This is a genomic window from Anaerobacterium chartisolvens (assembly GCF_003337415.1).
In the GTDB taxonomy this organism is placed as follows: domain Bacteria; phylum Bacillota; class Clostridia; order Acetivibrionales; family DSM-27016; genus Anaerobacterium; species Anaerobacterium chartisolvens.
The window spans coordinates 1-12078 of record NZ_QPJT01000034.1; the positions used below are offsets into that span (position 1 = coordinate 1).

Genomic DNA, 12078 nt, shown 5'->3' on the forward strand with positions numbered 1-12078 from the left:
AATTACTTTCTTAATGACTCACAAATAAAAATGATGCTAAACTACGCATTTTGAGGTTTAGCACCATTTTTCTCTTTTTACTCCTAAAGACAGGTTTTATAGCAAGGAGGTGTTTATGATTTTGTATGTACGTCTGTATTGCACATGGTTTAGAAATATGTGTGCTGTGTATGGGTGAACCCGTATACAGCACTTTTGTTTTCCTTAGGACACAGGATTTCGGGGGAGACGGGCTTAATGTTTCAGTCTGTTGTGATGCATATATTTTGTTTTCTAACTCCCTAATCCCCCGTTGCCTGTGGACTTAAGGGAGTATATAGACAAATCAGAGGTGTTCCGGCTTTCTTTATTTCTTTTTATGCGGGCTTGAATAATTAGACCCGATATCTACTACCCCTGTTTAACCATCCTGTCAATTGTCCAGAGCATATATAGCGGGATGCTTAACAGGTTGTCATCCCTTTTCAGGTTAAGCATTGAAGTCCTGACAGACACCTCCGGCGAGTATTTTTGTCTATATACACCCAGGCTGCGAGCCTTCACGTTTGTTGAAGCCTTAACCTCAATGGGTACAATCCTTTCATCAAATTGAGCTACAAAGTCAACTTCGGCGGTATTCCCTGACTTCCAATAAAATGGCATATCTCCTTGAACATTAACAAGCTCCGCTAAAACATAATTTTCCGTCAACGCACCTTTAAACTCCTCATAAAGCCTTGAGTCCTCAAATATTGAAGCCGCAGGAAGTCTTGACATTCTTCTCAGCAAGCCTGTGTCTGAAATATAAAGCTTAAAAAATCCTGTGCTTGAGTAAGCAGACAATGGTATCGCCGGCTTTTCGATCTTGCATACCTTATACACCATTCCCGCATCCACAAGCCACTGCATGGCATCCTCCAAATCCTTAGCCCTTGCACCGGACTTTACATGACCATATACAAATTTTCCGTTCTCCTTGGCTAGCTGTCCGGGAATGCTTTTCCATATTAAAGACATCTTAGGAAAGTCTGCTGCCGGGGCATGCTTGGCAAAATCCACCTCGTATGAGTCCAAAATAACATCCTGTATTCTTTCAACCTCAGAAACGTCTTTAGTTTCAATCCACTTAGCAACAGCCTCCGGCATTCCCCCGGTTATATAATAGGTCTTAAGAAGAGCTGACAGCTTATCTGCAAACATTTGCGGAACAGTCTCATAAGAGCTTAAGCTTTCAATATAATCAAGCAGCATTTGTTCTTCATTGGCGAGTGCAAACTCATAAAAGCACATAGGCCGAAGAGTCAGAAAATCAACCTTTCCCACGGGAAAAGACAGCGGTTTTGACAGTGCAATCCCTAAAAGAGAACCGGCACATACAATATGATATTCGGGAGCCATTTCATAAAAATATTTCAAGGAGGTCAATGCCTTGTTGCAAAACTGAATCTCATCAAAAATTATAAGGGTTTTCATGGGCTTAATAGCTTTTTTACCTAATATACCCAGCTCCGTAATAATGCGCCTAGGATCCAGATCCTGCTCAAAACGCTCAGCTAAAGACGGATTTCCCTCAAAATTAAAATACGACACTTCATCATAATTTTCTCTGCCAAATTCGTTTAGAATATAAGTTTTGCCGCATTGCCGCACTCCCTTTAGAATTAAAGGCTTTCTATCCTTTCGCTTCTTCCACTTTATTAGTTCATTTAATATTAAACGTCTCAATACTATCACTTCCGTCCTATTATAAATATTAAAAATGCAATTGGAATTGCATTTTTAATATTTATAATAGCCTAATGTATTTTGTTTGTCAATTATAATAAAAAAGCTTAATAGCACTTTGCTACATTGGCGGTAGAAAGTGATTTATAGAATAAGTTTTCACGTATAGCCTTAGCCAACTACCTCTTCAATATCTTGCGCCCCGGCACATTGAATACATAGTCGCTGTTTGCAAGCGTAACCCTGTCGCTGTCCTTAAGCTCATACTCAATATTGCAGGTCATTCTGACACCGTTTATAAAGGTGCCGTTTCTGGAATTCAAATCCTTTATATAAAACAGCGATCCCCGTTTTACTATCTGGGCATGTATCTTGCCTATTGTATTATTAACGCACACATGATCCACCTGCCCCTTAAGCCTCCCTATTATAAAGCTGTTCTTTGTCACTCTGATCCTTTCCTCTCCTTCCTCCCCACAACCCAGCAAATACGGCTCGCCGTTCCTCTCCCCCCTCAAAAACACGGTATTGCTCTGCCACAGCAGGTTTTCTCTTGCAGGCGGTGCAGCATTTTCAGCCATTTCAACCTCAATATCCTCCGCTTCTGCCCGCAGATTTTCTATGGCAGAAGGAGTCACAGCTTCCTCCTCCCCGCCATGCCCGGAAGCATCTTTTTTACCTAGAATCCTTCTTATTATGAGGAAATCAGCCGCTCCGGCAATCATAATAAGTCCTGCGTATGTCGCCGCCGTATGCCCGTCATTTAAAGCATTAAGAATACCTGACGCAAATATTACCGCCAAAACAGCTATAATCGCCGTCTGTGACAGCACCAGAGCCGTTCCTGCCCTTTGGGCGCTTTCCCTTGGTTCCGTGCGTACCCCTTCCTTGTTCTTTGGCTTTGCCTCAAGGTCTGAAAAAGGTACAGGAGGGATCTGGAATAACCCGCCAGAACCCTTTTGCTTTTTTCCCTTTTCCTTGCCAGCCCAAAAGGACTGACGCTCACTATCGCCTTGTACGCTCTCAGGCTCCCTCACCTTTTCTGCCTGCCTCTTTTCTCCCTGCGCGGCTTCGCCGTGCGCTGCGCCGCTTCTCAGTTCCGTTAAAAGCGCGGCAAACATTTTAATGCTGAAGCTTTCCTGCTTTATGCACCCTAAAATCCTTTGTATATAATTATCGCCGGCAGCTTCCTCTATATCCGCCAGCATCGTAATAATCCTGATTATAAGCTCCTTAAAGCTTTTGGATATGTCAACGTCAATATTTACCGGCAGATAAGCCATAAATATCTGTCGGGTGTCTGTATTTATATAAATATAGTCCTCATGCATAAGAAATCCGTTTTGCTGCAAAAGGTATTCCTTTGATCCCAAAACTGCCTTGGCTATGCCTTCAAGAATTGCTATAAGTTCATTCCTGCCAAGCCTTGTCCTCTCTAAGAACATGGAAAGAGTTATTTTAGAGGTTATATCATAATACAGCGCGCAAGAGTTATCCTTGCTCCTCATATGCACGGGAAGCATACTGCTTGACGGGCTGTATGATATCATTTCAAGCTGATAGCCTTTCACAGCCTCATTTCCTAAAATCCTCGCCACCATATAGCTGGATGAGCCTCCGCTCTCAAAGCCAAACTTAAATCTCCCCTCGATCAAATTCATCATATCCTTTCACAGCCTCCCCCTATTTATAGAAATTCCATTTTCCCTTATTGCTGCAAACTCCGCACCTTCCATACCCCTTTTCCAATGCCTCTTTAATATAAACGGGGATTTTGCTTGAGGAAAGGCACGGGCAATCACTCTTATGATATTTGCTTCCCGTCTTGGTAATGTATACAATATCCTCCTTAAGGCTGCCATAGCTTTCCTCTACAGAACTGTCGGCTTCTCCTCCATATACTCCGTTTCTTCCATTCATCCATGCTCTTTCCACACTCGTATATCTAAGAAGCACCTGCCTTTTAAAAAAAGGGACGGGAATATTTACGGCATACTCTACGGAAATTACAACATCATCCTTCTCAGGAGTATAGCCTATTTGCTCACATGCCTTAAGATATTCCGCATTCGACAGCCTCAACATGCGTTCCGCATTGCTTTGTGGTATTTGTATGAAAGAGCATCTCACTTTTTCGGGATCTACGGACTTTTGATCGATAAAGTTGTTTAGAAAATAAATTACCACTACGTTTTTCAGCTTGTGCTTTGTATGGTAGTAGCCCTCTCCCAGCCTTTTCACAGCGTAATCCTTTAAAGCCGCCTCAAATACCTCCAAAATTTCCGTCATTCCGTCATGAGTGCTGTCCTCGGCATTTCCCGAAAGCAATGAGGCAGCTAAAGAAGCCCCCGCATCACTCAAAGTTTTATCCTTAAGTGCGCTTATCTCATCCTCAAAGGACGGAAGGGTATACCCTTCGGCGGCGTCCAAAAACAGCTCATCCTCCAGACAGTTCAGCATACCTATAGGATAAGCGGAAGCCGCAAGCTGCTTTGTTGTCTCATTTACAGCATGGCCTAGAGCAATGCTCACATATCCTATCCTTATAAAAAATATAAAAAGCAAAAGGAAAAACAGCAGCACAGGAAACGATATACACGCCTCTACAGTAATCGAGCCTCTTGAATTATTTTTAATGCCCTTCTTCAATCTATCAATACGCAGCATAAAAATCCTTCTCTATGACATATTTACCTCCCTCAAAGCCCTTAATTCCCAGCTTGTCCGTCTGAAGCAAGGGCAAAAACCACAGATTGATTTTAACAACCGCTCTGCAATGTATGGAGGTGCTGTAATCCGACAGCTCGAAATCGGGATTTTGCAAAACATAGTCGGTACCCGGTCTTTTGCAGTTTACCTGCATAAGCTGCCTCACCCTGTTTAGCTGCCCGTCCCTGTCCATCGCCGCCTGCAAAAGTAAAAACACCCTGAGATGGTCTGCATAATCCAGCGTTATAAATGAATTTTTAAGAGATGGGCAGATGTCTATGGAGCCTCCTTTATATAATTCATAACAGTCGGTTCCCGCTCTTACCATTCCCCTTGCTATGGCATACACAAGGCGAAATATGGGATGGGGAATCTTGCTTGTGGCAAAATAATCCACTGAGTTTATAGCAAATCTTAAAAACCCTATTGCCGCAACAGTATTTGAAATATTGAGATTTTCCCGTCTGTCCCCCCACAGAATATACTCCACCTCTCCCTTTTCAAAAAAGTGGTCCCTTCTTACGCTCGAGCTATGATAAGTAAATCTGTCCATTATGTACTCTGTAACATATATGTTCTCGGTGCCGGCCTCCATAGCATTTTTTACATTGTCCAAAAATGCCAGAATGTTTTCACTGTCCTTTTCCGCAAGCTCTGCCGAATCCTCAGAGTATTGTATTACTCCCTTCCTCAAATCTCCCATTTCAATGTCTCGTATCCCCATGATCTTTCTAACCTCGTCAAAATCTATAAGCCATGCTTCATTTATGGATTTCAGACCTAAAAATTCCCCCAAGACCTTCTCCAGATCATTAAGCTTGGTAATGCTGTCCTCATCCGCCGAAGGAGGCTCCTCCTCCCATGCCTCAAAGTCTTGCTCAGAGGCCGGGGAATCTTCTGTCTCGTCCCCCTCACTCTCAATGCTTTTCTCCCACTCCTTAAACTCTTTCCTCACACTCTCTTCACTTCGTGCAGAATCCTTTTTGTCAAATATTCCTGACATATTGAACTTCTTAATAACAGTTTCGGTAACTGCAATGGGTGTCCTGTACTTCATGTATTTTAAAATTTCTTCTCTCAGAGCATTATCATCACTGTCTGCAAGATTATTCCTTGCGTGAACGTCCGTTTTATTCTCCTCAATAGCATAGTCTATAAATTTAAAATTTTTGTGATTTTCCTTTAAATTCACAGAGAGGTATTTAATAAGCTCTTGTTTAGCGGCATCTGCACCTTGATAGGCATTTAAAGCAAATATCCCGTAATCTCCCGCCAATTCAGGGCTGTATCCCGCAAGCACCGACCTTGACGCACTGTTTAAGCTGCTGTGCACCCGCCTTTCGGCAACAGCTATTCTGCACACATCAACCATTACACCGCTGAATATTAAAAGTGCCATCAGTATAATACATTGGAAAACTGTAATTGCGCCCCGGTTGCTTCCAAACACCCCCATTTCATACCCTCCCCCAAGCTATTTAAACCTCTCCTTAAGCTGCTCCAGCTTTGCGGAAATGCCTGATGCCTTAAAACCCTTGGAGGAGTATTCGGCAAGCAAATCAATATTCCTTATATACTCGGCAGGCTCCGATACATCTGCCGTGCCCACTGCAACCAGGGTAAGGGTGCTTTTCCCGTCAAATATCGCCTTTATCCCTCCAAGGGGAATGCTTATCTCCTGCTGAAGGGTCACCTTTATCTCTCTCTGTATTAAAATATTTTTAAATTCAACTTTCATATATGTAGATAAAGGTTTTAACAGGCCTTTTTTCATATCCCGCACCACACAATTCCTTATTTTCAAAACCTTAATATCCCCTTCAGCCGCCGGGCTATTGCCGTTTATAGTTCCGGCATCCAGAAATTCCTCGTACTCCCCGCCTCTGAAAAGCATCCCGTCGGTAAGCTGGCTGTATAAGCTCTTCAGCCCGGTTCTTCTGGTTGTGTCCAGAAAGCCATCCTCCATTGACCGCGCTTCGTCCAGCCATACCTCCACGCCCTGCTGTGCCGCCTTAGACGCTATGGAAGCAAGCAGCACCCTTTGATTCATTATCAAAAAAGAGTAAATAACCGCCGCAAGCACTATAACTATGCACCATACCACCAATATAGCCTCTATCGTGGTGCTTCCCCTGTCCGGGGAAAATCTCCTTAATGCCTTCATAGCCGCCCTTCCTCAATCGGTACTGATTGTCCCCAGATCCACATTGCCGGCATCCTTAATCTTGTCATCACTAAAAATTTTGGTCAGCATTCCCTTTACAAAATCTATAATAGTGCTCCTAAATATCAGTGCTATTCCAACAAGAACAGCTATGATTATCACTATTTCCACCGTGCCCAGACCATCCTCCTCCTTGATAAACCTTTTAAACATCGTAAGCATTTCTCTCACCCCCTTTAACTGCTGTATTACTGTATTTTTCAAGTCAGGCTCCGCGCTAAATTCCCTGCATCGCCAGCATTGCGGGCATCGCCACAATAATTAAAATGGCTAAAAACATTATCATCATAGGAAATAAAAGCTTAGTAGACGCTTCCTCCCCCAATCTTCTGGCAGTACTTTTCCTCATATCCCAGCACTCTCCCGCCTGAAGCCTGAGTATGGGAATGAGCTCTGAATTTCCCTTTTTGAGATTCTGAATAATAATGGATATAAACTTAGTTACCTGAGGTATTCTGCACCTCTTTGCGAAATTCTCATATGCCTGAATTTCAGGCTTTCCTCCCGCTATCTCGGCAAGCGTTTCTTTAAGCTCCTGATATAAAGGCCCGTCTCTTTTGCTGTCTTCCGAAATGCGCCTCCATGCCCCTGAAACCGTCATCCCCGCATTGATAAGAAGAGTAAGCTTGTTTATAAAATCAGGGAAATCAAGCTGTATATCTATCCGCCTTTTTTTGACTCTTTTATAGAGCTCCCTATCGGTAAGATAGAATACCGCCCCCAGCATCACGGCGCCAAACACGGCAAGGCCTTTGTCCGGCCCCGTTGCCGCTCCAAAAAGCATCGTAATCACAGTGACGGCAATAAGAGCCGATATTTTGTTTGCCCAGTGAATTCTAAGATAATATTGTGAATACCTCGCTCCGTAAAGCTCCGTGAGCTTGTCGAGAAGCCCGCGGTCATACCGTGTTGAATATTTATACCGTATAAGCTCCATGACATACAGGCCTATGGGCATCAGCTCCTTCAGCGCGTATATCCTTCGATCCACAGGTCTAATAAGCTCCTTATACCTGTCCCGGGATATAATAAGCAGTACCGTCATACCTCCGGCAGCAACAAAAAAAGCAAATATCATTACTTACACCTCACATCGTTAAACCCTTATATCTATTATTTTTTTAGAAATATAGAATGCCAGAGCCAGAAGAAGCAACGCCGCCGTCATTGCCGCCCTGCCTGCGGGATGGCTGAATACAGGCGCTATGTAGTCCTCTGCGCTTACAGTAAGTATAAGCACCATCCCGACTGGCATGGCATTTAGTATCCTCTGCTCAAGCCTTCTCTGTGCAAGCAGTGTATCTATCTCCTGCTTTATCTCAATTTTATCGCTGATAATGTTGGAGGTGTTTTTAATTACCTCAATTATATTTCCCCCCGTTCTCTTGCAGGTATGGAACACATCCACAAAATTTTCCACATCCTCAAGATGAGACCTCTGTGCAAAGTCAAAAAGTATGCCTTCAATTGTCTCATTCATTTCCAGCCTTCTTAATATGCATTCAATCTCTTTAATTATATCTGTGCCGTCATCAGGATATATTACACTCATATCCCTTCGCACATCTGTAAAAGCCATTTCAACAGATTTTCCCGCAGCAAGCGAGGAGGAGAGAGAATAAAGCATGTCCTTAAACTGTATGTTCAGCTCACTTTTCCTTTTAATAATAATGTCCGTGGTCTTCATCCGGGGGTAAAAAAGAGCGAGAGGGCACAACAGAACACACGCTATAAGGCTTCGGTAAAAAATATATGCTACGACAAATATCCCTGCTCCGCATATAAGAGTATAAAGGACTTTTTCCTTAAACTGCATTTTATAGCTGTTATAGTCGGTAAGCTTGCCTTCTTCTCTGTCCATCAAACCACCCCCTGGGGATATTCTGTCCCCATTCCTGCCATGGTTAGCTTATTAAGCCTTGTCATTTTATTTCCTGTCCTTTTTAACGCCCCCATTATATCGTTTCCCGGAGCTTGCCCCTCCTCCTTAAATATAAACAGAGGGTTTAAGACAACTTTTCCTTCCTCGCAGTCCCCTACCTCGCTTATTTCCACTACACGCCTTGTCCTGTCCCTCAGCCTCGAAAGGTGTATCACAATATCAATAGCGGAGGATATCTGCTGCCTTATAGACTCTGCCGGCATCATAGCGCCGCTCATCACCATGGTTTCCAGCCTTTTTAGCATGTCCCTCGTGGAATTGGCATGTCCTGTTGAAAGAGAGCCGTCATGCCCTGTATTCATAGCTGTCAGCATATCAATAGCTTCCGCTCCGCGCACCTCCCCGACGATTATCCTTTCCGGCCTCATTCGAAGCGCCGTCCTTATCAAATCCCTTATGCTTATCTCGCCCTTTCCCTCGGTATTGGCGTTTCTCGTCTCCAGTCTTACAATATTATCTATTCCGGTAATCTGAAGCTCAGCGGAATCCTCAATGGTTATTATCCTCTCATCTGAGGAAATAAAGGAGGAAAGCGCGTTTAAAAAGGTGGTCTTTCCCGAGCCCGTCCCCCCCGATATAAATATATTGTACTTGGCCGCCACCATTTTTTTGAGAAATTCCGCGGCATCATACGTAATGGAGCCGTATTCAATCAACTGCTTCATGCTTATTGGCTTGTCAGGAAACTTCCTTATTGTTATAACCGGCCCGTCCAGAGATATGGGAGGGAGAACCACATTTACCCTCGAGCCGTCCTTCAAGCGCGCGTCTACAATGGGGGAGGCCTGATTTACCATTCTGTTTACCTTTGAAACAATGGACTGTATAACATCCTCAAGCCTGCCCATGTCTTCAAAGCGTGCCTCAAGCTTTATAAGCCTGCCCTCCTTTTCAATGAAAATTCCTCTGGTGCCATTGACCATAATTTCTGTAATGGAGCTGTCATCAAGGATGGGCTGAAGTATGTCAAGCCTCCTCATGGAGTTGAACACCGCACTTATTATGTCGTGCTTCTCAGAGGCGGTCAAATGCCTTCGCCGTGCTCTTTCAAACACCTCGCTCTCAATAGCCTCCTTGATTTCATCATCCTTTATGTCCTTTTTTAAATCAAGGCCCTCGCTCACCGCGCTTCTGATGTCGTTTATCAAAAGGCTTCTTTCAGAGGCATCCATATCGCATCCCCCCATCTATTGCCGGAAGCACCGCTCCGCAAGGCTGCGAACAGTCCTCATATACTGGGTATCCATCCCCGGTGTAAGCATCACCGCACGCATTACGTTGTGCCCTGTAATGAGCGGGACGGTTACGGCAGGCATGTCATTTCCCTGTATTGCATTTCCCTGCGCTATAAGAGCATTATATTTATTTACTGCAAGCAATGACTTTTTTGCAATTTCACTTCCGCTGCCATCCCACAGCAGATCCAGCTGCGAGTTGAAGGTGCGGAATTTTGCAATGGACATATTATCATGGGAGGTCACAAAAACCAGCTTGTCGCACAGCTTCATAAGCTCCCGGCAGCTGGGATTCAGCCCGTGAGGCATATCTATCACAACAGCGTCATATTTTCCCGTTCTTTTAAGCTGACTCACAAGCTCTCTGAGCTCTTCCGCGCTTATCTCATCAAATTCCATGCTGCTGTCGGGAGGCAGAAAATAGTGTACTCCATATCTTACATCAATACATCTGGCGCCTTCAATTTTCAGTGCCATGTTTTTATTTTTTTCCCTGAGGTAGTAAAATATATTTGACAAATTCTGAGGATTTTCCGAATTAAAATATGACGGTATAGAGCTTATCTCCTCAAGATTCAAATAAAATACCGACAATCCCGTTTGAACTCCGCAAATGCTTAAGCTTATGGAAACGCTGGTATTACCCGCACCTCCCGAAGGTGAGTATACCGCAATAACCCTTGCTTGCTTTCCGCCGTCCGGCATAAAAAACTTTTCGCTGGTATTCTCAAAATGAATATTTGCGATCTGCGCCGCCAACTTGCCCCCATTCTGATACTTGCACACCCCGGGGAGTTCCCCCTCCTCACAGGGAGGATTTCCTGGATGAAGCAAAATCACCGTGTCCACCTTATGTGAGTACTCAATACCTTTATGCAACTGTGGGGTTATTAGAAGAATCTGTATTCTCTTAGCAGTTTCCGATATAAACTTCTCCAATGGCTCCCGCCCTGTAAAGCAGCTTATCTCAAACCTCTGTGAGTGCTCCTCCATAAGATATACGGAAAGAGCCTCAATATACGACTCGTCAGTGTCAGCAATAACAAGGCTTATGCACCCCATTAACATCCCCCCGCGATTTAAAATGTAAACAAATATAAACTTTTCTAGTTCTGTATATTATCTCCTTGTAATTATATCTATTTATGCACTATTTGTCAATTTTTATATTTTTATTTAATTTGTTGTAAAGTATTGTATTTTTGCAAGGGGGTTAGGGGGACGCTCCCGCCCTTAGAACATTTGTTCTTGACAAATTATGCCTGATATTATATAATAGCCCCAAGAGGTGGGTATAATGCCAAGAGCAGCAAGGAAAAAATCTGAAGAATGCATGTATCATATCATGTCCAGAAGCATAAGCGAAATAGACCTTTTCCAGTGCGACGAGGATAAGGACTATTATCTTGCTCTGCTTAAGCGGTATAAAGACAAATACTGCTGTAAAATATACGCTTATACCCTTATGGATAATCATGTACATATTTATATAAACCCTTGCGGATATGACATATCGTTATTCATGCGCTGCCTTAACAATGCTTATGTAGCTTACTTCAACAGAAAATACAACCGCCACGGGCACCTGTATCAGGGCAGGTTCGCGAGCTCGATAGTAGACAGCGATACATACAGCCTGACACTGTCGGCATATATACACAACAACGCTAAGGATTTGCCCGAATACGCCGGAAGAGAGGCGCTCTACAGGTATTCATCCTATGGAATATATACGGGCCTGAGGAAGGATCTTGAGGAAATAGTGGACGTAAACTTTATACTCGCTCACTTTGGCGTGGACAAAAAAGCAGCCCGGGAAAAGTACAGGGCTTTTACAGAGTCAATGAGAGATACCGGCATAATGAAGGAAGTGGATGACAGTATTATAAGGGCATACACTGAAAATGTATACAACAGTGAAAAACACTATATTGTAAGGAATAGAGTTCCTGAGGAGATAATGCTAAAGGTGGGCCAATTTCTTGGAGAGAGACTGGAAGAAGGCCTAAGAAGGAAGCACAGCCGGGAAACCAGCAGTAATAGAGCTTTTGTGACTTATATAATGAGGGTGTTGTGCGGGTATACATATAAAAGCATATGCAGGTATATAGGCAATATGTCGGTGGGCGGCGTATCAAGGCTGTCAAATGAGGGATTTAAACTGCTTAAAGAGAACATGCAGTATAACAATGCCTTCAATTCATTAATTCAAATGGGATAGCCTTTAAGGTAAAGCTTTGAAGACGATTTAAATTTCTAAATAG

Annotated in this window: 11 protein-coding genes; 1 reads left to right on the forward strand and 10 read right to left on the reverse strand. The window is 43.4% G+C overall.

From position 1 onward, the window contains the following. Positions 1–390: 390 nt before the first annotated feature. The 10 genes from DFR58_RS19265 to DFR58_RS19310 all read right to left on the reverse strand — a co-directional run bounded on the left by DFR58_RS19265 (position 391) and on the right by DFR58_RS19310 (position 10876). On the reverse strand, positions 391–1713 hold the full coding sequence (locus DFR58_RS19265) for an ATP-binding protein (RefSeq protein ID WP_341457417.1): 1323 nt from the start codon (positions 1711–1713) through the stop codon (positions 391–393). 170 nt (positions 1714–1883) lie between these two features. Then, the gene (locus tag DFR58_RS19270; protein WP_114299735.1) at positions 1884–3368 is read right to left on the reverse strand and encodes a DUF6382 domain-containing protein; all 1485 of its coding nucleotides are present in this window, start codon (positions 3366–3368) and stop codon (positions 1884–1886) included. 19 nt (positions 3369–3387) lie between these two features. Further along, a complete protein-coding gene (locus DFR58_RS19275) occupies positions 3388–4371 on the reverse strand; it encodes a TadE/TadG family type IV pilus assembly protein (protein ID WP_114299737.1) in 984 nt (327 codons plus the stop codon). Further along, positions 4358–5869, reverse strand: a complete 1512-nt coding sequence (locus DFR58_RS19280; protein ID WP_114299739.1) for a Tad domain-containing protein — start codon at positions 5867–5869, stop codon at positions 4358–4360. Before DFR58_RS19280 ends, DFR58_RS19275 begins: the two co-directional genes overlap by 14 nt. Positions 5870–5887: 18 nt before the next feature. Continuing rightward, a complete protein-coding gene (locus DFR58_RS19285; RefSeq protein WP_114299742.1) occupies positions 5888–6577 on the reverse strand; it encodes a TadE/TadG family type IV pilus assembly protein in 690 nt (229 codons plus the stop codon). Positions 6578–6589: 12 nt separating this feature from the next. Continuing rightward, positions 6590–6799, reverse strand: a complete 210-nt coding sequence (locus tag DFR58_RS19290) for a Flp1 family type IVb pilin (protein ID WP_114299744.1) — start codon at positions 6797–6799, stop codon at positions 6590–6592. Between the two features lie 55 nt (positions 6800–6854). Next, positions 6855–7715, reverse strand: coding sequence for a type II secretion system F family protein (locus DFR58_RS19295; RefSeq protein WP_114299746.1), 861 nt, complete (start codon positions 7713–7715; stop codon positions 6855–6857). Positions 7716–7733: 18 nt separating this feature from the next. Next, complete coding sequence (locus DFR58_RS19300; protein WP_114299748.1) at positions 7734–8498, reverse strand: type II secretion system F family protein; 765 nt, start codon at positions 8496–8498, stop codon at positions 7734–7736. Next, complete coding sequence (locus DFR58_RS19305) at positions 8498–9751, reverse strand: TadA family conjugal transfer-associated ATPase (RefSeq protein ID WP_114299750.1); 1254 nt, start codon at positions 9749–9751, stop codon at positions 8498–8500. The genes DFR58_RS19300 and DFR58_RS19305 overlap by 1 nt, the downstream gene beginning before the upstream one ends. 15 nt (positions 9752–9766) lie before the next feature. Continuing rightward, on the reverse strand, positions 9767–10876 hold the full coding sequence (locus DFR58_RS19310) for an AAA family ATPase (protein ID WP_170138234.1): 1110 nt from the start codon (positions 10874–10876) through the stop codon (positions 9767–9769). Between the two features lie 235 nt (positions 10877–11111). Between DFR58_RS19310 and DFR58_RS19315 the strand changes: the two genes are divergently transcribed. Beyond that, positions 11112–12035 carry a transposase gene (locus tag DFR58_RS19315; protein WP_114299755.1) on the forward strand — a complete coding sequence of 308 codons (924 nt, stop codon included), beginning with the start codon at positions 11112–11114 and terminating at the stop codon, positions 12033–12035. Positions 12036–12078 lie beyond the last annotated feature (43 nt).